At 73.3% G+C, this 18601-nt stretch carries 16 protein-coding genes; 13 read left to right on the forward strand and 3 right to left on the reverse strand.

What is annotated here, in order from left to right; all coding sequences use genetic code 11:
• Positions 1-23: 23 nt before the first annotated feature.
• Positions 24-1241, reverse strand: coding sequence for an N-methyl-L-tryptophan oxidase (gene solA / locus DEI82_RS10145; RefSeq protein WP_111036683.1), 1218 nt, complete (start codon positions 1239-1241; stop codon positions 24-26).
• A 202-nt stretch (positions 1242-1443) separates the two neighbouring features.
• On the opposite strand from solA, the gene DEI82_RS10150 reads away from it, so the two are divergent.
• The 4 genes from DEI82_RS10150 to DEI82_RS10165 all read left to right on the forward strand — a co-directional run bounded on the left by DEI82_RS10150 (position 1444) and on the right by DEI82_RS10165 (position 6389).
• The gene (locus tag DEI82_RS10150; RefSeq protein ID WP_111036684.1) at positions 1444-2991 is read left to right on the forward strand and encodes an ABC transporter permease; all 1548 of its coding nucleotides are present in this window, start codon (positions 1444-1446) and stop codon (positions 2989-2991) included.
• Positions 2992-3152: 161 nt separating this feature from the next.
• Complete coding sequence (locus tag DEI82_RS10155; RefSeq protein ID WP_111036711.1) at positions 3153-3827, forward strand: ABC transporter ATP-binding protein; 675 nt, start codon at positions 3153-3155, stop codon at positions 3825-3827.
• Positions 3828-4018: 191 nt separating this feature from the next.
• Positions 4019-4402 carry a DUF2267 domain-containing protein gene (locus tag DEI82_RS10160; protein ID WP_111036712.1) on the forward strand — a complete coding sequence of 128 codons (384 nt, stop codon included), beginning with the start codon at positions 4019-4021 and terminating at the stop codon, positions 4400-4402.
• Positions 4403-4427: 25 nt separating this feature from the next.
• Entirely contained in the window at positions 4428-6389 is a 1962-nt protein-coding gene (locus DEI82_RS10165) for a prolyl oligopeptidase family serine peptidase (protein ID WP_111036685.1), read from the forward strand.
• Between the two features lie 75 nt (positions 6390-6464).
• Here the strand turns inward: DEI82_RS10165 and DEI82_RS10170 are convergent, their stop codons facing one another.
• A complete protein-coding gene (locus tag DEI82_RS10170) occupies positions 6465-7829 on the reverse strand; it encodes an MFS transporter (RefSeq protein ID WP_111010456.1) in 1365 nt (454 codons plus the stop codon).
• A gap of 146 nt (positions 7830-7975) precedes the next feature.
• Between DEI82_RS10170 and DEI82_RS10175 the strand changes: the two genes are divergently transcribed.
• On the forward strand, positions 7976-8464 hold the full coding sequence (locus DEI82_RS10175) for a hypothetical protein (RefSeq protein WP_146242888.1): 489 nt from the start codon (positions 7976-7978) through the stop codon (positions 8462-8464).
• 31 nt (positions 8465-8495) lie between these two features.
• On the opposite strand, the gene DEI82_RS10180 is transcribed toward DEI82_RS10175, so the two are convergent.
• On the reverse strand, positions 8496-9491 hold the full coding sequence (locus DEI82_RS10180) for a family 16 glycosylhydrolase (protein WP_146242889.1): 996 nt from the start codon (positions 9489-9491) through the stop codon (positions 8496-8498).
• A 212-nt stretch (positions 9492-9703) separates the two neighbouring features.
• Here DEI82_RS10180 and DEI82_RS10185 point away from each other — a divergent pair, with 212 nt between their 5' ends.
• From DEI82_RS10185 to DEI82_RS10220, 8 genes are all read left to right on the forward strand, one after another.
• Complete coding sequence (locus tag DEI82_RS10185) at positions 9704-11236, forward strand: carboxylesterase/lipase family protein (RefSeq protein WP_111036688.1); 1533 nt, start codon at positions 9704-9706, stop codon at positions 11234-11236.
• 34 nt (positions 11237-11270) lie between these two features.
• The gene (locus DEI82_RS10190) at positions 11271-12344 is read left to right on the forward strand and encodes a PrsW family intramembrane metalloprotease (protein ID WP_111036689.1); all 1074 of its coding nucleotides are present in this window, start codon (positions 11271-11273) and stop codon (positions 12342-12344) included.
• A 40-nt stretch (positions 12345-12384) separates the two neighbouring features.
• Positions 12385-14088 carry an adenosylhomocysteinase gene (locus DEI82_RS10195; RefSeq protein WP_111036713.1) on the forward strand — a complete coding sequence of 568 codons (1704 nt, stop codon included), beginning with the start codon at positions 12385-12387 and terminating at the stop codon, positions 14086-14088.
• Positions 14085-15443, forward strand: coding sequence for an amidohydrolase family protein (locus DEI82_RS10200; protein WP_309146646.1), 1359 nt, complete (start codon positions 14085-14087; stop codon positions 15441-15443). Before DEI82_RS10195 ends, DEI82_RS10200 begins: the two co-directional genes overlap by 4 nt.
• Complete coding sequence (locus tag DEI82_RS10205) at positions 15440-15937, forward strand: cupin domain-containing protein (protein ID WP_258372032.1); 498 nt, start codon at positions 15440-15442, stop codon at positions 15935-15937. The genes DEI82_RS10200 and DEI82_RS10205 overlap by 4 nt, the downstream gene beginning before the upstream one ends.
• A 175-nt stretch (positions 15938-16112) precedes the next feature.
• Positions 16113-16754: a hypothetical protein gene (locus DEI82_RS10210; protein ID WP_111036691.1), complete on the forward strand. Its 642-nt coding sequence runs from the start codon at positions 16113-16115 to the stop codon at positions 16752-16754.
• 100 nt (positions 16755-16854) lie between these two features.
• Positions 16855-17688, forward strand: a complete 834-nt coding sequence (locus tag DEI82_RS10215; RefSeq protein ID WP_111036692.1) for an ABC transporter substrate-binding protein — start codon at positions 16855-16857, stop codon at positions 17686-17688.
• A gap of 14 nt (positions 17689-17702) precedes the next feature.
• On the forward strand, positions 17703-18569 hold the full coding sequence (locus DEI82_RS10220; protein WP_111013209.1) for an amino acid ABC transporter permease: 867 nt from the start codon (positions 17703-17705) through the stop codon (positions 18567-18569).
• Positions 18570-18601 lie beyond the last annotated feature (32 nt).

The following is an 18601-nucleotide window of genomic DNA, read 5'->3' on the forward strand; positions in this document are numbered from 1 at the left end:
GGCGGCCACGTCGGGCGGCGCGGTCAACGGTCGATGGCCGCGCTCGCCCGGGCCGCAGCGCGATCGGGCGAGAGGAACCCGATGTCGTACCGCGGCCGGACCCCGAGCGCGAGGTCTGCGAGCACCTCGCCGAGCACCGGCACGAACTTGAACGCGTGCCCGGAGCAGCCGGTCGCGACGAAGCACGCCGGCGCCCCGGGGAGCGCGCCGAGGATGAAGTCCTCGTCGCTGCTCATCGTGTACATGCACGAGTACGCGTCGAGGTCCGCGCCCGCGGCCCCGGGCAGGAACCGCTCGAGGACACCGCGGAGTTCGGCGACCTCGTCGGGGCGGACCACGCGGTCGATCGTGTCCGGGGTCGTGTCCTCGCCACCATCGTGCCGGCCGATCTTGACGCCCTGCCCGTCGTGGTCCGGGAACCCGTAGTACAGGTGCCCGTCGTGCTGGATGGAGAAGCCCGGCATGGCGTCGGCCCCGAGACCCCGGGGGTCCGTCGGCGCGAAGTGCGCGACCACCTTGCGGCGGGCCACGATCCGGAGGCCCGTCGCGGCGAGCAGCTCGGGCGCCCATGGTCCGGCCGCCACCACGACCCGGTCCGCGCGGTAGGCGGCGACGTCGGTGCGGACGAGCGGGTGCGCTCCGAACGCGATGTCGACGACGCGTTCCGCGCGGAACTCCGCGCCGTGCTCCTGGGCGAGTCGGTGGTGGGCGCGGACCGTCGCCTCGGGGTCGACGAATCCCGCTTCCCGCTCGAGGACGCCCTCCCAGCCGTCGGCGACGCGGAATGCCGGGAACCGATCACGGATCGCGGTCGCCGTGAGGTGCTCGACGGGGAGTCCGTGCGCGCGGGCCGCGGCGAGGGTGTCCGCCACGAGGGCCCCCCCGATCGGAGCGACGGCGAGCACGCCGCTCTCGGTCAGCAGACGGGTGCCGGACGCCTGCTCGAGTTCGTGCCACAGCCTCCAGGCGGCGGTCGTGAGCGCGACGTACTCGGGGCCCTCGGCGTACGCCTGCCGCACCAGGCGCGACCGGCCGTGCGACGAACCGTCGCGGTGACCCGGGAGGCGCGGGTCGAGTCCGAGCACCGTCGCACCCCGTGCGGCGAGGTGGTACGCGGCGGCCGAGCCGATGCCTCCGAGCCCGACGACGACCGTGCCCGGGACGCGGACCTCGGCGTCCGTGGCCCCGGAGCCCCCGGTCGCCCCGCGCGACCGACCGGTGGAGGGATGACCGACGTCCATGCGGTGATCATCGCAGACGCATCATGCCGCAGATCCGCCAGCCGACCCCGTCGTTTCTCACCGACCTCACTGGGGCCTCATCGAGGTCACCCGGGAGGCCGAGAGGTGGCGGCGAGGACCCGTTCGTAGCGTCATCGCAGTCGGCCCCGCCGTGCGACCGCACGAGCCGGAGACCAGGAGCCGACCCTGGCGAGGAGACCCCATGTTCACGACGTACCTGAGGCGCGAGCTCACGAACCGCAAGAAGCAGACCGTGATCATCGCGATCGGGATGGCGTTGGCCATCGCACTCGTGATCATCGTGTCGTCGATCTCGAGCGGTGTGAAGGCAGCGCAGTCCAGCGTGCTCGAGTCGGTCTACGGCGTCGGCACCGACATCACCGTGACGAAGACGGCGACCGCGTCGTCGAGCAAACCACCGAGCTTCGACTTCGGCTCGGGGTCCGGCTCGTCGTCGGGCTCGAGCGGGAAGACGAACCTGTCACAGTCGACCCTCTCCGTACAGCGGGGTACCTCGACGATGGCCGCGAGCACGGTGACGAAGGTCGCGAACACCTCGGGCGTCGCCGCCGCAACGGGCGTGCTGCAGCTGACCGAGAACTCGTTCTCGGGCTCGGTCTCGTCCGGGTCGTCGTCGGGCACCTCCGGCTCGTCGTCCTCGGGCTCGTCGTCCTCGGGCACCGCGGGGTCCGGCACCTCGGGCTCGGGCCAGTCGACCGACGGCGGTCCCGCGGGCGGCTTCGGCGGCGGCAGCTTCAGCGTCGACCAGACCACCGTCGAGGGCATCGCGACGTCGAGCACCACGGTCGGCCCGCTGACGAGCGCCGAGGTGACGAAGGGTCGGGCGCTCAGGGCTTCGGACGCCGGGAAGGACGTCGTCGTGCTCGACACGACGTACGCGAAGACCGAGTCGAAGACCGTCGGCGACACCATCTCGATCGGCGACACGACGTTCACCGTGGTCGGCATCGTCGCGTCGACGAGCTCGTCCTCGAGCACCGCATCGGACATGTACATCCCGCTCGACACCGCACAGGAGCTGTCCGGTGAGACCGGCAAGGTGACCTCGGTCTACGTCTCGGCGACCTCGTCCTCGGACGTCAGCAGCATCAAGACCGCGCTCGAGAAGAAGCTCACCAAGGCGACCGTCTCCACCGAGGCCGACCTCGCATCGAGCGTGTCCGGGTCCCTCTCGACCGCGTCGAGCCTCGTGTCGAACCTCGGCACCTGGCTGTCGATCGTGGTCCTCGCCGCCGCGTTCCTCATCGCCATCCTGTTCACGATCTCCGGCGTCAGCCGCCGCACCCGCGAGTTCGGCACCCTGAAGGCCATCGGCTGGTCCAACGGCCGCATCACCCGGCAGGTCGCCGGGGAGTCGTTCGTCCAGGGCGTCATCGGCGGCGTCGTCGGAGCCGTCGCGGGCCTGGTCGGCATCCTCGTCATCAACGTCATCGCCCCCACCATCTCCGCCAGCGCGTCCAGCAGCACCAGCGCGGGTGGCCCCGGCGGGGCAGGACCCGGCAGCGCGGCGACGGCGGCGGCCGGTTCCGGCGCCGCGAACGGTGCGGCGAGCGCAGCCGGTCGGGCTGCGTCCTCGGCGACGGAGGTGGTCCTCCACGCCCCCGTGACGGTCGAGATCATCGTGGTCGCGATCGGGCTGGCGATCACCGGCGGACTGCTGTCCGGGGTGTTCGGCGGGTGGCGGGCCTCCCGGCTGCGTCCGGCGGCGGCGCTGCGGAGCGTGGCCTGATGACCGACAGCCGCACCCTGCCCATCAGCACCACGACCGATGACACCACGGAAGCAGGCGCCCCGATGACCACCACGACCGACGACACCACGGAGGCAGGGGCACCGACCACCACGGCACCCCGTACGGTCGGCACCGCGTCGGCCCACCCCTCGGCAGCGATGTACCAGCTCACCGGGGTGACGAAGCGCTACGCGCAGAAGGGCAAGCAGGTCACGGCTCTCGCGGGCGTGGACCTCGTGATCCCGAGGGGGCAGCTCGTCGCGATCCAGGGTCCGACCGGCGGCGGCAAGTCGACGCTGCTGCAGATGCTCGGCGCGCTCGACCGACCGACCTCGGGCGCGGTCCGGCTCGGCGGCCACGACCTCTCGACCGCAGGGGGTGCCGCACTCACCGACATCCGCGCGACCGAGATCGGGTTCGTGTTCCAGTCGTTCAACCTGATCCCCACGCTCACCGCGCTCGAGAACGTCGAGACGGCGTTCGCCGGCTCGCTGGCGCGGGTCGGGAGGGACGAAGTGCACCGACGAGCAACTGCGGCACTGCAGGAGGTCGGCCTGGGTGAGCGGCTGTCCCACCTGCCGGCCGAGCTGTCGGGCGGACAGCAGCAGCGCGTCGCGATCGCCCGGGCACTGGTGAAGGACCCGAGCGTGCTCCTCGCCGACGAACCCACCGGGGCGCTCGACGAGGCCACGCGCGACGAGATCATGTCGCTCATCGAGCGGCAGTGGCGGGACCGCGGGCTCACCGTCGTGATCGTCACCCACGACTCGTGGGTCGCCCGGCGCGCCGAGCGCCGGCTCCGCATCGAGCAGGGGCAGGTGCGCGACATCTGACACGGACCGCTGGTGCCCCCGTCTCGGTAGGGAGGCGGGGGCATCGGCACGCCGTGGGCGAGGCCCGCGGGGCGGCGCCCGGACCTGAACGACACCGCAGGCGTCCCGACGACACTGCAGGGCACAACGACACCGTGGACCGGACGTCGCCGTCCCCGGCGGCGTCGTCGGAGCGAGAACGGCAGGGACCGATGGACGCCGGAGAGTTCGTGGACCTCGTGGCACAGCGAGCCGACATCACCCACACCCGCACCCGGGCTCGGCCCATCACGGACGCGACGCTCCTGACGTTGGCCGAGCGGCTCAGTGGGGGCGAGGCCGCCGACCTCGCCGCGGAGCTGCCCGAGGAGCTCCGCACGCCGCTCCTCCGCGACGGTGAGGCGTCCGAGCGGTTCGGGGCCGACGAGTTCTGCCGACGCGTGGCCGAACGGGCGGGCGTCGACGCCGACACCGCGCTCGAGGGTGCGACCGTCGTGTTCGCCGTCCTGCACGAGGCCGTGTCGAAGGGCGTGTGGGACCACGTGACGACCCAGCTGCCGAAGGAGTACGTCGCGCTCTTCCACCTGAAGGTCTGACGTCCCCGTCTGCCACGATGGGCGTATGCCCGCAACGACGCCGTACGGCTCCTGGACCTCCCCGATCTCCGCAGCGGACCTCACCACGAACGGCCACCCCGTGTCCGGCCCGCGCTGGGTGGGCGACGAGGTCTGGTGGCTCGAGCTCCGCCCGCAGGAGGACGGCCGCTCGGCGGTCCGACGCCGCGACGCGTCGGGCGCGGTGGTCGACGTCCTGCCCGCTCCGTGGAACGCCGCGAGCCGCGTGCACGAGTACGGCGGTGGTGCCTGGGCGGCCGACGACCGGGGTGTCCTGGTGTTCGTCGAGTTCACCGACCAGCGCCTGTACGTGCTGGAGCCGGGCGCCCCGGAGCCCCGACCGCTCACGCCACTCGGGACCGACGGCACGCACCACCGGTACGGGGACGTGAGCCTGCGCGGGGACGAGGTCGTGGCGGTGCGCGAGACCCACACTCCGAGCGCCACGAAGACCGGCGAGAACACGACCGACATCGTCCGTGACGTCGTCGCCGTGCCGGTCGACGGCTCCGCGGCGACCGATCCCGCGGCGGTCCGCAGCGTCGTCGGCGGATCCGACTTCCTCGCCGCCCCGCGGTGGTCACCGAACGGCCGGCACCTGGCCTGGATCGCCTGGGACCACCCGCGGATGCCCTGGGACGGCACCGAGCTCCGCGTCGCTTCCGTCGGTGACGACGGCGTCGCGGGCACCTGGCGGACGCTCGCCGGGTCGCCCACGGAGTCGGTCCTCCAGCCCGAGTGGCTCGACGACGACACGCTCGTCGCGATCGCGGACCCGACCGGCTGGTGGAACCTCGAGCGGATCACGCTCGGCGGCGTCCGGACACCGCTGCACCCGGACGCCGCCGAGTACGGGGGACCGCTCTGGAGGCTCGGCACCCGCTGGTACACGCTGCTGCCGGACGGCCGCCTGCTCGCCACCCGCACCTTCGGGTCCACCTCACTCGTCGTGCTCGACCCGACCGGCGAGCGGGACCCGGAGCCGATCGAGACGCCGTGGACGAGCATCGCCGTGGGCGGGGCCCGGGACGGCCGGGTCCTCGTGACCTCCGGTGCGTCGACGGTCGGTGCCGGGGCCCGGCTCCTCGACCTCGCGACCGGAGCCGCCGAGGACGTCCGGCTCGACGCCGACGACCTGCCCGACGCCCGGTACCTGCCGGTGGCCGAGCGCCGGGAGTTCCCGGGCGCGCGGACCGTGCACGCGATCGTGTACCCGCCGCGGAACCCCGACCACGTCGCCCCGCAGGGCGAACTCCCCCCGTACGTCGCGGTCGTGCACGGCGGTCCGACCTCGCAGGCGGTGGCCGCGCTCGACATGCGCATCGCGTACTGGACGAGCCGCGGGATCGGGGTGGTCGACATCGACTACGGCGGGTCGACCGGGTACGGCCGCGCCTACCGCGAGACCCTGCGGGGCCAGTGGGGCGTCGTCGACGTCGAGGACACGATCGCCGCGGTGCGGGGTCTCGGGGAGGCCGGGCTCGCCGATCCGGCACGCCTCGCGATCCGCGGCGGCTCGGCCGGCGGCTGGACGGTCCTGTCCGCACTCACCCGGTCCGACGTGTTCGCCGCCGGGGTCTCGTACTTCGGGGTCGCGGAGCTCGAGCGGTTCGCGCAGGACACCCACGACTTCGAGTCGCGCTACCTCGACGGGCTCATCGGGCCCATGCCGGAGGCCGCGGCGCTGTACCGCGAACGCGCCCCCCTGCACGCCGTCGACCAGCTCCGCACGCCCGTGCTCCTGCTCCAGGGCCTCGACGACCGGGTCGTGCCGCCGTCGCAGGCCGAGCTGTTCCGCGACGCCATGCGGGAGCGGGGCATCCCGCACGCCTACGTCACCTACGCGGGCGAGGGGCACGGGTTCCGGAAGGCCGCGACCATCATCGACGCGACGGAGAAGGAGCTCGCGTTCTACGGGCAGATCCTGGGGTTCGCGACGCCGAGCGTCCCCGCGCTGCCGCTCGACTGATCGCGGGCGCGCCGACGGGCGCCCGCGGGCGCGGTCGGGATGAGTGTGACCAGCCCGCGCCGTTCCTCCAGGCCGTCAGCCCACGCGCTCCGGGAGCCGCCCCTGCAGCGCGCGGGCGTTGAACTCGCCCGTGCTCGTGTCGTGCAGGCCACGCCCCGTCGTCTCCGGTGCCATGACCTGCGAGACGATCGCGCCGACCACGCAGATCGCCGCGGCGATGAGCATGCACGGTCCGATGCCGAGCGTCGTGATGCCCACCGGGAGCAGGAAGGTCCCCGCGGCGGCGCCGACGCGGCTGCACGCGGCGGTGAAGCCCACACCGGTCGAGCGGACCTCGGTCGGGAACACCTCGATGGGGTAGACGGCGGTGAGGTTGCCCTGCAGCGCGTTCATGAACGAGAACACGGCGAAGCACACGACGACGACCGCACCCGGCGCGCTGCCCCAGAAGCCGACCACGGCCAGGGCGACCGCCATGATCCAGAACGGCGGGATGAGCTGCGGGCGACGGCCGATCCGCTCGATGGTGAGCATCCCGACGAGCGCCCCGACGGCGGCCATGCCGTTGACGGTGATGGTGCCGGCCGTCTCGTTGTGCAGCGCGAGCGACTTGAGCACGGTCGGTGCGAACGTGAAGATCGCGAAGTAGGGGGCGACGTTGCAGGCCCAGAACACGGCGATGAAGGTCACGCGCTTCCGGTTCCCCGGCGCGAACAGGGCGCGGTAGCCGCCGGCCTTCTGCTCCTCGGAGCCGTAGTCCTCTTGCTCGTAGTACGCGCCGCCGCCGAGGCGCTGGTCGATCACCGCGCGGGCCTCCTGCTCGCGACCACGGTGCAGCAGCCACCGCGGGGACTCCGGGAAACCGATGCGGACGATGACGGTGACGATCGCCGGGAGGATGCTCGTCGCGAGCACCCACCGCCAGTTGAGGTGCCCGAGGTCGACGAGCGCGTACCCGACCACGACCGCGGCGAGGTACCCGGCGTACCAACACACGAGCAGCCCGGACAGGCGCCGTCCCCGGCTCTTCGCGGGGGCGAACTCGGCCAGCATCGCTGCGCCGATCGAGTACTCGGCGCCGATCGCGATCCCGAGCGCGATGCGGACGGCGAGGAGCTGCCAGGCGTCGGTCACGAAGGCCTGCAGCAGGCCGAGGACGACGAACGCGATGATGTCGACCGTGAACACGGTCTTCCGTCCGAACCGGTCGGTCAGGAGGCCCGTCAGTGGCGCCCCGACGAAGATGCCGATGAGGGACGACGCACCGATGAGGCCCGCCTCCAGGGCGTTCACGTGGAGGGCCGTCGAGATGAGCGGCAGGACGACGCTGATGAGGCCGAGGTCGAAACCGTCCAGGCCCTCGCCCCAGGCGCAGGCGAACGTCATGCGCGCGAGGAATCCCTTCCGACGCTGCTCCGGGGTCCGTGTGGTGGTGCTCATGATCGCTCCTCGTCCGCCGGTCGGAGCACTCCCGCCCGGTACCCAGCGCATCGTACGGATTGGTCGACCATCGGGTTCTCAGGTTCCGCCATGGGCCTCCGAGGTGTGGGATGGGGGCACCTGGACGTCCGACCGAGGAGGAGCCGATGCCCCGACGCCGCGGACCGCGAGCCGATTTGGCCGCCGCGCGCGACGACCTCTCGCCGGTGCTGCTCGACGGGGACGCGGGAGAGGTCGTCGCAGCGCTCGAGGCGTTCGCACACCGGATCGAGCTGCCGATCATCCGCCCGGACCGCCGTGACGAGCTGCCGGACGACGTGCGCTGCCCGGTTGCCGTCCTCGCCGTGCGGAACAGCGGGCGGCGTTCGTCGCTCCGCCGCGCCATCGACGTCCTCCGCGCGGTCGAGGCGCACTTGACGCCAGACGCCGTCGTCGTCGCGGTGTCGACGAGCAGCGCGGCGCGTTCGGCGCCCGCGCGGCTGCAGCGGCAGCTGTCGGCCGAGATCCTCTACCAGGTGCGTGCGGCCGTGTCGCCCGCGGCGCCGCGGTCGGGGCGGTCGTTCCGCCTCCGGCTCGGACTGTCGGCGCTCGGCGCCGTGGGCGTCCAGGTGTTCCGCATCGCGCTGTCGGGCTGACCCCGCCGCGGCTCGTCCGCCAGCTCGGTCGTCACCGTGCCGGCGCGTACCGGACCCAGTCGACGACCATCTGAGCCGTCCGCGGCGTGCTCGCTGTCGGGTGCGGCACCGACCCGCCGATCGCGAGGCTGAGGATGAGGTCGAACTGTCCGTCGAACACCCACTTCAGGGCGCTGGGGGCGGTCGCCTCGGTGATGTCCGTGCCGACGACACCGTCCACGCTGATGACGACGTGCCCCGGCGACCGGGTGACCGAGTACGTGTGGAACCCCTTGCTCATCGCCTGGGTGTGCATGAGGATCCCGCCGGCCTGCACGTTGTGGTCCGGGTCGTCCTCGCCCGGGCCGTGCAGGAAGTGCGAGGTGCGGTGCGTGTCGATCGGGGCCTCGACGACGTCGATCTCGCCGCACTCCGGCCAGCCGACCGTGTCGACGTCGGAGCCGAGCATCCAGAACGCCGGCACGAGCGACCCGCCCTGCGGGACCTGGATCCGCGCGGAGACCGTGCCGTACCCGAAGGACGCCTTGCCGTGGGTCGTCAGCCGGGCGGAGGTGTACGGGGGACCGCCGTCGGGGCCGATGTCCGCCGTGATGACGAGGTGGCCGTGGCCGTCGAGCACCCCGTTCGACGCCGTGTAGGTCTGCAGCTCGTGGTTGCCCCATCCGCCCGCGCCGGTCTGGGCGCTCCAGTGGGCCGGGTCCGGAGCGGCACCCGCCGGTCCGTCGAACTCGTCGAACGACCCGGGCGTGGGGACGGCCTCGTCCTGGGACGGCGCGGGCTCCCCGGTCGCCGTCGCGGTGGCCGTGCTGGCGGCGGTGGACGAGCGGGCGTCGAACGTCGGGAGGGACTGCGCGCCACTCCGCGCGGGCGCGCACGCCGCGAGCACGAGCGCGAGGGACAGTGCGACGCCGACGGCGAGCGCCGGCCGGCGGGTGCGTCGGTGGTACGCGTGCGTTCGGGTCCGGTCGGCGCGCTCGGGCACGTCGTGGTCCCAGGGCGTTCGGGGCGCCCTGTCGTTCGAGTCCACGGAGACTCCAGGTCAGATGGCGGGTCGGGATCTGCGCGGCGGGTACAGCGCGACGGCCCGGCCGTTCGGGTCCTGTGAGGCTACCGCCGCCCCCGGTCGGCCCGACACCCCGCGGACGGGGGGTACCGGCAGTGCCCGGAGCGAGGTCGTCGTCGAGGCCTCCTGACCGGGGCGCCTCGCGCACCGGGACCGCGGCGTAGCGTCGACCGACGATGACCACGCCGACGTCCACAGAGCCCCTGACCGTCCGGACCACGGGCGGCGCCGTCCGCGGCCTCGAGCGGGACGGGATCCGCCGTTGGCTCGGCGTGCCGTACGCCGAGCCGCCGGTCGGGGAGCTCCGGTGGCGAGCGCCGCGCCGCGTCAGGCCGTGGGAGGGTGTCCGACCCGCCGTCGCGCCCGGCCCGGCCGGTCCGCAGCGCCCGCACCCCTACACGGGCGGCATCGCTCGGCGGTTCCCGCAGTCCGAGGACTGCCTGTACGTCACCGTCAGCAGTCCGACCGACGCGGACGGCCTGCCCGTGCTCGTGTTCGTGCACGGCGGCGCCTACCGGTCCGGCTCGGGCGGGACACCCGACTACGACGGCGGCGCCCTCGCCCGGCTCGGCGTCGTCCTCGTGACCGTCTCGTACCGGCTCGGCGTGTTCGGCAGCATGGACCTCCGCGTGCTCGGCGGCGACGGTGTGACCTTCGACGCGAACTGCACCCTGCGCGACCAGATCGCCGCCCTCGAGTGGGTCGCCGAGAACGTCGCCGGCTTCGGTGGGGACCCGGCCCGGATCACCGTGTTCGGCGAGTCCTCCGGCGGGAACTCGGTGACGACCCTGTTGGCCGCGCCGTCCGCCCGGCCGGTGCTCGCCGGGGCGATCGCGCAGAGCGCACACCCGATGACCGCGCACTCGCCCGAGAACAAGGCGGAGCACGCGCGCATGCTCGCGCGACGACTCGGACTCGACCCGGCCCACGCCGGGCGGGCGATGCGAGCGATGCCGGTGTCGCGCCTCCAGACGGTGGCCGAGGAAGTCGACGACGCGGTGACCCGGGAGTCCCCGCTCGTCGCCGTCATGTCGCCGACGATCGACGGCGACGTCCTGCCGGAACACCCGCTCGCCGCCGCCCGGGCCGGGCGGACGGCGCCGGTGCCACTCGTGATCGGCACGAACCACGACGAGGCGTCGCTGTTCAAGCACGCGCGGACCCCGATCCTGCCGAACACGCGGGAGCGCGTCGAACGACTCGTGGCCGGCACGGACCCGGAGGCCTGGCAGCGCATCCGGCGGCTGTACGCCGACGACGCGGACCGGCCTCGCCGCGACTGGGTGGCCGCCGGCGGGGACGGCGTGTTCCACGTGCCGTCGATCGACATGGCCGAGGCGCACGCCGCCGCAGGCAACCCCACCTGGATGTACCGGTTCGACCACGCGTCGCCGCTCATGCGGCTCGTCGGGCTCGGCGCCGCGCACGGCACCGAACTGCCCTACCTGTTCAGGACCTTCCGCACACCGCTCGGGAGGATCGTGGCCGGCACCGACACGCCCGCGACCCGACGGCGGATCCACGAGGTCCTCGCCGGCTCCTGGACCGCGTTCGCGCGCGACGGCGTGCCGTCCCACCGAGGCTGGACCTGGCCCCGGTACACCGCCGAGGACCGGGAGACGCTCTGCATCGACCGCGTCAGCCACGTCGAGCGGGACCCGGACCGTCCGGTGCGCGAAGCCTGGAGCGGCGTGCACTACGAGTTCTGAGCGCTGTCCGCCCCCGCGGAGCACGATGGTGGGCATGGCCACCACCGACCCGGCGCGCACTGCGTTCGACGCACCGATCGACCCGGACTACGACGACGTCCCCCGACCGCACGCGCACCACCGCCACGGCTGGTGGTGGAAGACCCTGCTCCTCGGGCTGGCGCTCTGGCTCGTCACGATCGTCGTGACCGTGTTCACGCGGAACACGAACCTCGTGCCGACGATCATCCTGCTCGGCAGCTTCCTCGTGCCGTTCACCGTCGTGCTGTTCGTCATCGAGCGGGTCACGGGGACGGTCAGCACGATGCAGCTCATCGTCGCGTTCTTCGTCGGCGGCATCCTCGGCGTGCTCGGGGCATCCGTGCTCGAGGCGAACCTGCACCAGAACGTGTTCCTGTACATCGCCGTCGGGTTCGTCGAGGAGTTCGTCAAGGGCGTGCTCCTGCTCTTCGTCGGATGGCGGGTCCGGCCGAAGACCGCGCGCCAGGGAGCGCTGCTCGGCGCCACCGTCGGCGCCGGGTTCGCCGCGTTCGAGTCTGCTGGGTACGCGTTCAACGCGGCGATCACCCAGCAGGGCATCGACCTGTTCTCGCTGCTCCAGACCGAGGTCATCCGCGCCGTGCTCTCGCCGGTCGGCCACGTGCTCTGGACCGCGATCCTCGGGGCGGTCATCTTCGGCCTCGCCCACGGCAGCCAGCGCATCCGCTGGTCGTGGCTCGTGCTCGTGGCGTACGTCGGCGTGGCCCTGCTGCACGGGTTGTGGGACTCGACGAGCGAGATCGCGGCGCTCATCGCGCTGCTCGTCACCGGCAACGCGCGCATGGAACTCATGTACGGCACGCTCCCGCCCGGGTCCGCCGGTGCGGTGTCGGCGCTGACGAACGTGCTCTACCTGATCGGGATCGCGATCGTGTCGGTCGTCGGCGTCATCGTGCTCGTGGCGGTGCTGGTGCACTACCGCCGGCGGTACCCGCGGCCGAACCGACCGGCTGCCGAGTCCGGTCCCGAGGCCGCCTTCGGTGCCGGCCACCAGCACGGCGGTGCCGTCGACCAGCGTGGCGATGACGACGGGTGGGGGAGCACGCCGCCGCCGCACGTCCTCCGCTGACGCGCCCGACCAGCGGCGGCACTGGTCCTACACTGACCGCATGCCGCCCGCGCACGACGCCGACCCGGACGTGCTCGCCTGGGCCGGCGCTGCCGTCCGCCGGTACGCGGCGGCCACGAACCTGCTCGTCGCCGGACGCCGGTTCCGCGTCGTGGGCCCCGGCCCCGACGCGTCGACACTCCGCGCCGTGCTCACCGCGATGGGCGCCCGACACGCGCCGGAGGGGCCGGTCGACCAGCTCTGGTGCACCGGCGACCCCGCCGAGAGCACCGCGGCCGTCGACGCGCACGGCGCCCCACCCCGAGGCCGCACGCTCGTCGTGATCGACGCGGGTCGTCACGTCCCCGCGGTCGACGAGGACGCCTTCGGCCCGGTCGTCGTCGCGCGCCCCGGCGTGCTCGCGGTCCCGCACCACGCCGACGGCGTGTTCCTGGTGAGCACCGGACGCGAGCCCGAGCGTGACGCGTTCGCCGCCGAGCGCATCCGGTGGGCCGGCCGGCACATGCCCGTGAGCAGGGCGATCGCCGCCCAGCTCCGCGCCGACCGCGCGCTCGCCGGGGTCCGCGTCGGCGTCGCGATGGTGCTCGAGCCGAAGACGGCGGTCCTGTCGTTGCTCCTGCAGGACGCGGGGGCCGACGTCGTCGTCTACGCGCACGCGGACGAGACCGACGACGCCGTGGCGGCCGCGCTCCGCGACGCCGGCCTCGTCGTGTTCGCGTCGAGCACGGTCGACCTCGCGGGGCAGCGGCGGCTCGCCCTCGAGATGCTCGACCGCGAGCCGCAGATCCTGCTCGACGACGGCGCCCACGTCATCCGGCTCCTCCACGAGGCACGGCCCGAACTCCTGCCCGGCATGGTCGGCGCGGCCGAGGAGACCACGAGCGGCCTGCGCCCCCTCCGGACCATGGCCGAACAGGGTGCGCTGCGGCTGCCGGTCGTCGCGGTGAACGACGCGCGCGCCAAGACGCTGTTCGACAACCGGTACGGGACCGGGCAGTCCACGGTCTTCGCGGTGTTCGACCTGCTCGACGCCGTCACCGCGCGCGATGCCGTGGCGCGGCTGCCGGCCGCGGGAGGCACGGCAGCCGTGATCGGGTACGGTCCGGTCGGCGAGGGGGTCGCCCAGGTCCTGACGGCGCTCGGGCTGCGCGTCGTCGTCGCCGAGACCGATCCCGTGCGGGCACTGCAGGCCGTGTTCGCGGGGTACGACGTCGCGCCCGTCAGGACCGCCGTGGCCGGTGCCGACCTCGTGATGTCGGCCACGGGCGTGCGGGACACGGTGTCGCTCGACGTGCTGCGGGCGTGCGCACCCGAGGCGGTCGTCGCGGTGGCGGGCGGGATCGACCAGGAGGTCGCGACCGACGATGCTCACGCCGCCGGCAGCGTCCGCACGACCATCGCTCCTCGCCTCGAACGGATGACCGTGCCGGGCACCGAGCGCGCGGTGGTCCTCGTCGACGGGGGCGGGTGCGTGAACGTCACGGCGGCCGAGGGCAACCCGATCGAGATCATGGACCTGTCCTTCGCGGTGCAGCTCGCCGCGGTGCGGATGCTGCTCGAGCACGGGGCGGAGCTGCCCGTCGGCGTGCACCCGATCGACCCCGCCGCGGACGCCCGCATCGCCGCGGCGGCACTGGCCGATCTCGGACTCGCCGTCGACTCGCCTCGCGGACCCGACCCCGACGGGGGCGCGCAGGGGCGGGCCTCCGGCGTCCGCACCACGCGGTTCGGAGCCCCACCGTGAGCGCGTCGGTCACCGTGCACTCGGCGCACGTCGTCGTGCCGATGACCGCGCCACCGATCCTGGACGGTGCCGTCGCCGTCCGGGGCGACCGCATCCTCCACGTCGGCGAACGCGCCTGGGTCGTCGACCAGCTCGCCGCCCGTGGCCTGCCGTACACGGAGCGCCGCTGGCGCGGCGCACTCCTGCCCGGTCTCGTCAACGCGCACTCGCACCTCCAGTACACCGGCATGGCCGCGGTCGGCGCCGGCCGGTACCGGGGGTTCGAGGACTGGGCGGCGGCGTTCACCGCCGACTACGGCGGGCGCGAGCACGACTGGGGTGCCGACGCGGCCGAGGGGGCCGCGCAGTCCATCCGGGCCGGCGTCACGAGCATCGCGGACATCATCACCGACCTCGAGGCGGTGTCCGTCCTCGCCGACGCGGGACTCGGGGGCATCGCGTACTGGGAGGTCATGGACTGGGAGAACGCCGCCTGGCAGGAGCGGGGGCGTGACCAGGTCCTCGGCGAACTCGAGCACATCCCGGAGCACCCGGGTGCCGGTCTGTCACCGCACGCGCCGTACTCGCTCGACGTGGGCCCGTTGCTCGACCTGCCCGACATCGTGCGTCAGCGGGGACTCCGGTTGCACCTGCACCTGGGCGAGTCGGCGTTCGAGGCGGAACGCCGCGCCCTCGAACCCGTGCCGGGCCTCGCCGGCGTCGTCGGACTCGGCCGGGGCGCCGACTGGCACCAGGCGAACGTGCCGTCGTTCCGGGCGCTCCGCGCACTCGGCTTCGGCGCGAGCGCCACGACGTTCGTCGACCGGCTCGGGGTTCTCGGGCCGGACTGTCACATCGCCCACGGCGTGTACATGACCGCCGCCGACCGGGCGCTGCTCCGCGCGCGCGGGACCGCCGTCGCCCTCTGCCCGCGGTCGAACGCCGTCATCGGGCTCGACCCGCCGCCCGTCGCCGACTACCTGCGCGAGGGCAGCGCGATCGCGGTCGGCACGGACTCGCTGTCGTCGTCGCCCTCCCTCGACCTCATGGCGGACGTCGCGGCCCTGCACCGCATCGCGCGGAACCAGGGGTACGGCGCCCGCGACCTGCACGAGCGGTTGCTCGCGGCGGCGACCCTCGGCGGCGCGCACGCGATGGGCCTCGACGTCGGGCCGGACCGCGTCGGCCACCTCGCCGTCGGCGCACGGGCCGACCTCGCGGTGTTCGACGTCGACGCGCGGACCGTCGCGGACGCCCTCGCGGAACTCGCGGAGGACGGCGCCGGCCGGGCGAGGGCCACCGTCATCCGCGGTGTGGTCCGCGCCGTCGACGGGACCGTGCTCACCGCCACCCACGTCCCCGAGAGGACCCCGTGAACGACACCCCGCCCCGCCCCGGCATGGTCGCCCGCCGCACCGTCGCCGGTGACCTCGTCGAGTGGCTCGACGTCCCGCCCCGCGCCCGCGCCCTCGGCATGGAACCGCACCCCGAGGGCGGCTGGTACGTCCGCACGTGGACGTCGCCCGCCGTGGTGACGACGCCCGCGGGGGAGCGACCGGCCGCGACGCTCATCCACTTCCTCCTGCCACCGGGGGAGGCGTCGGCGTGGCACCGGGTGACCTCGGACGAGATCTGGATGTGGCACGGGCCGGACGCCGTCGTCCTCGAACTCGGCGGCAGCGGTGACGCCCCGGAGCCCGGCGCGCGGATCACCCTCGGACCGGACGCCGGGCGCGACCGTGTGAACGACGCGCAGGCGTTCGTCCGCGGGGGCGTGTGGCAGCGGACCCTGCCCGGCCAGGGCGAGGTGCTCGTCAGCTGCCTGGTGTCGCCGGGATTCGCGTTCGAGGACTTCACCCTGGCAACCTGACCGCGGCCGGCCGTCGGCCTGCCGGCCGTCGGCCTGCCGGCCGTCGGCCTGCCGGCCGCCTTTCATCCGCCGAGATCGCACTCGTTGCCGCTTCGAGACCCTCCTGAGCGGCAACGAGTGCGATCTCGGCGGCGGGGAGGGTGCAGCCGGCCCCGCGACGTGGTGGAGTGGTGGCATGAGCACGACCTCGTGGCTGGAGATCGACCAGCAGGATGCCCGCCCCGACGCCGCCACCCTGGAACGGTCCCGCGCCGGGCTCACCTTCCGGCTCCGGGAACCGACCGACCCCGCGATCGAGGCCGTCCTCGCCGCGTTCCGATCGGTGATCGTGCGCGGTTCCGTGTTCGGGGCCGCGTTCGACGTGACGGGTGACGACGAGACGACCGCCTGGTACCTCTGCCGCAACCGGGTGGACGAGTACGGCCTCGTGGAGGCACTCCTGACGTCGCCCGCGATGGCGGCCGCGCTCCCCGGCATCGACCAGGACGTCCGGTTCGACGCCGACACGTTCGAGGAACGTGCGGCCGTGGAACTCGACGGCATGATCGCGAGCGCCCTCATCTGGGGCGGGTCGTCGGCCTCGTTCAAGGGTCGCGCCGCCGAGGCGAAGCGCATCGGCCGGGCCTTCAGCGACGCCCTCGTGGGGGATCGGTACGAGGACTTCCGCATCGACGACTCGTTCCAGGCCTGGAGTGGGTGGTTCGACGACGTCGCCTGGGACTTCACGTGGGTCATCACGGACCGGCGGCGGAAGGTCATGACGGTGGTGTTCGTCACGGACGACGACGCCGAGGCCGATCCGTCGAGCGCCGGCTGACGACCGCGGGACGGAACGGCGCGTCATCAACTCGCGCCGGGCCTCCCGGCCCCGTACGATCCGCAGCACACCCCGCTCGCGACCGCCCCGGAGGCAGCCCGTGTCCCCTCGACGCCGACCCCGCACCCCTCGCACACTCGTGGCGGTCGCCGCCGCGGTCGTCGCGCTCACCCTCGCGGCCTGCAGCGCCGGCGGCTCCGGCTCCGGCAGCGGGACCGTCACGGCCGGCAAGCTGACGATCGCCACCGGCCAGCCCGCGTACTCGCCCTGGGTCGAGGGGAACAAGCCGCAGTCCGGCAAGGGGTTCGAGGCGGCCGTCGCGTACGCCGTCGCGCAGGAGATGGGCTACGCGAAGGACGACGTGGTCTGGAAGCGGAGCACCTTCGACAGCGCCATCGCACCCGGTGCCAAGGACTGGGACATGAACATCCAGCAGTTCAGCATCACGGCGAAGCGGAAGCAGGCGGTCGACTTCTCGGCGCCGTACTACACGACCACGCAGGCGGTCGTGACGACGTCGGGGTCGAAGGCGGCCGACGCCACGAGCATCAGCGCGCTCAAGGGCCTGAAGGTCGGCGTCGCCACCGGCACCACGAGCTACGACGTCGCGAAGGACGCCCTCGGACAGCCGCAGGTGTTCAACTCGAACGACGACGCGGTCCTCGCGCTCAAGAGCGGACAGATCGACGCCGTCGTCACGGACCTGCCCACCGCGTTCTACGTCGCGTCCGCGGAACTGAAGAAGGGCGAGGTCGTCGGTCAGTTCCCCGCCTCGTCGGGCACGGGTGACCAGTTCGGCATCGTCCTGCCGAAGGGCTCGGCGCTGACGCCGAAGGTGAGCGGGGCGATCCGCGCGCTCAAGGCCGACGGCACGCTGCAGCGCATCACGACCAAGTGGCTGTCGACCGCGGTCGACGTGCCCGTCCTGCACTGATCGGGACGCGGTCCGTGACCACCACCCCGACCACCGTCGTCGCGGCGCCGAGCGAGATCGAGGTCGAGCGGCGGCTGTACCGGCGCCAGCGGGGCCGCCGCTCGGTGGCGGTGAGCATCGTCTCGTCGCTCGTGGTGGTCGCGCTCGTCTGGGTCGGCGTCGTCAACACCCCCGGATGGGCGGCCGTGCAGCAGTCGTTCTTCGACCCGGAGACGGCGGTCTCAGCCTTCCCCGACATCCTGCTCGGGCTGTGGCTCAACGTCCGGATCCTGTTCTTCGCGTCGATCGGCGTCGCCGTGTTCGCGACGCTCCTGGCCGTCGTCCGAGGGCTCCGGAGCCCCGTGGCCTTCCCGCTCCGGCTGCTCGCCACCGGGTACACGGACCTCTTCCGGGGCCTGCCGCTCATCATCGTGCTGTACCTGGTCGGCTACGGCGTGCCGGGGCTCGGTGTCTTCCCGCGGTTCCCCGCCGAGGTCTGGGGCACCATCGCGATCATCCTGACCTACTCGTCGTACGTCGCCGAGGTGCTCCGCGCCGGCATGGAGGCCGTGCACCCGTCCCAGCGCCTGGCCGCGCGGTCGCTCGGCCTGTCGCATGCGCAGACGCTCCGGCTCGTCGTCCTGCCGCAGGGGCTGCGGAAGGTCACCCCGGCGCTCATGAACGACTTCGTGTCGATGCAGAAGGACGTCGGGCTCGTGTCGATCCTCGGCGCGGTGGACGCCGTGCGGGCCGCGAACATCGCGCAGGCCGAGTCGTACGACTTCACGCCGTACTTCGTCGCGGGGCTCCTGTTCGTGCTCATCAGCCTGCCGCTCATCCGGCTCACCGACGCGCTCGCGCTGCGCCAGCAGCGGCGGGAGCAGAGCGGTGGTGCGGTGTGACCGCGGACGCGACGAGCGCGCCGGACACCAGC

The organism is Curtobacterium sp. MCBD17_019, assembly GCF_003234555.1.
Lineage (GTDB): Bacteria > Actinomycetota > Actinomycetes > Actinomycetales > Microbacteriaceae > Curtobacterium.

Excerpts from the sequence above, each read along its gene's own strand:
- solA (WP_111036683.1), bottom strand. The coding sequence starts at position 1,241 with ATGGACGTCGGTCATCCCTCCACCGGTCGGTCGCGCGGGGCGACCGGG.
- DEI82_RS10150 (WP_111036684.1), top strand. The coding sequence starts at position 1,444 with ATGTTCACGACGTACCTGAGGCGCGAGCTCACGAACCGCAAGAAGCAG.
- DEI82_RS10155 (WP_111036711.1), top strand. The coding sequence starts at position 3,153 with ATGTACCAGCTCACCGGGGTGACGAAGCGCTACGCGCAGAAGGGCAAG.
- DEI82_RS10160 (WP_111036712.1), top strand. The coding sequence starts at position 4,019 with ATGGACGCCGGAGAGTTCGTGGACCTCGTGGCACAGCGAGCCGACATC.
- DEI82_RS10165 (WP_111036685.1), top strand. The coding sequence starts at position 4,428 with ATGCCCGCAACGACGCCGTACGGCTCCTGGACCTCCCCGATCTCCGCA.
- DEI82_RS10170 (WP_111010456.1), bottom strand. The coding sequence starts at position 7,829 with ATGAGCACCACCACACGGACCCCGGAGCAGCGTCGGAAGGGATTCCTC.
- DEI82_RS10175 (WP_146242888.1), top strand. The coding sequence starts at position 7,976 with ATGCCCCGACGCCGCGGACCGCGAGCCGATTTGGCCGCCGCGCGCGAC.
- DEI82_RS10185 (WP_111036688.1), top strand. The coding sequence starts at position 9,704 with ATGACCACGCCGACGTCCACAGAGCCCCTGACCGTCCGGACCACGGGC.
- DEI82_RS10190 (WP_111036689.1), top strand. The coding sequence starts at position 11,271 with ATGGCCACCACCGACCCGGCGCGCACTGCGTTCGACGCACCGATCGAC.
- DEI82_RS10195 (WP_111036713.1), top strand. The coding sequence starts at position 12,385 with ATGCCGCCCGCGCACGACGCCGACCCGGACGTGCTCGCCTGGGCCGGC.
- DEI82_RS10210 (WP_111036691.1), top strand. The coding sequence starts at position 16,113 with ATGAGCACGACCTCGTGGCTGGAGATCGACCAGCAGGATGCCCGCCCC.